1 protein-coding gene is annotated in these 465 nt (G+C 66.9%); it reads right to left on the bottom strand.

Translation table 11 applies throughout. The annotated features are described in order from the left end of the window. Nucleotides 1–447: phage tail tube protein (locus ACOV8S_RS31270; RefSeq protein WP_448321860.1), on the bottom strand; the 447-nt coding region annotated here is incomplete at its 3' end. Between the last annotated feature and the right edge of the window lie 18 nt (nt 448–465).

Below are 465 nucleotides of genomic sequence, written 5' to 3' on the forward strand. Positions count from 1 at the left end.
GTACTTCACCGCGGTCGTGCCACCGGCCTTGACGTCGGTGAACTCCAGGCCGAGGGCGCGCACGTCCGCGAACGGACGCTCGGCGATCTCGTAGCGGTAGGTGTCGACCGCCGGGGTCGGCTCCGCCTTCACCGCGTCGCCGCCCATGAAGAACGGCAGCGTGTCCTCGTTGAACTGGAGCATCGAGAACTTCAGCGACAGGTCACGGCTCGAGTAGATGTAGTGGACCGGGGAGACCGACTGCCACGAGTCGATGGCCTCCAGCTTGTCCTTCTTCGAGAACGTGACGCCGTCGCCGGAGGTGAAGCCGAGGTCCTTCCAGCCCGCGCCGGACCAGTCGGCGGCGGAGTCCGTGCCGAAGGTGGCGGGGAGGGAGGTGCCGGCGTCGGCGACGTAGAGCTTGCCGATGCCTGCGACGCGGATCTCGGCGGAGTTGTTTCCAGCCATGGTGTGTTTCTCCTTGGG

Source organism: Streptomyces sp. CO7 (assembly GCF_053474865.1).